This is a genomic window from Halorhodospira sp. M38, assembly GCF_022227985.1.
GTDB lineage: Bacteria > Pseudomonadota > Gammaproteobacteria > Nitrococcales > Halorhodospiraceae > Halorhodospira > Halorhodospira halophila_A.
The window spans coordinates 1-377 of the sequence record NZ_JAJNQP010000096.1; the positions used below are offsets into that span (position 1 = coordinate 1).

General features: G+C 62.3%; 1 pseudogene. It reads right to left on the bottom strand.

Features of this window, described 5'->3' with window-relative positions:
* Positions 1–221 (bottom strand): annotated as a pseudogene (locus tag LRA98_RS13250) (IS5/IS1182 family transposase); the annotation flags it as partial.
* Positions 222–377 lie beyond the last annotated feature (156 nt).

The following is a 377-nucleotide window of genomic DNA, read 5'->3' on the forward strand; positions in this document are numbered from 1 at the left end:
AGACGCCCATTACGCGGAGCACCGGAGCCGTTACCGTTGCGGTTCTCCATGAGCGCATGGCCGATATAGCACAGCTGCGCTGGCTGCCCGTCCGCCTTGCGGTAAAGGCGAGCATCCGGGCCCATGCTCGGGGCGTGGGTGTCGTTGCTCCGCTTTTAGCTGTGGAACTTCACCGTCGGATTGCGCCCGCCGCCTCGGGAGTCACCATCGCCTGGATCTTGGTTATCACTACTGATCGGTTTGCGCCCATCCGTCCACCTCATGCTCGGCTTCCAATGACCCCGTCTATGATATCTGGACACCGGGTTTTTCAGCAGCCTGCTAGCTGGCGCAGACACCGGCCCACCAAAAGCGCCCGCACCAAGGAAGTGCCCCTG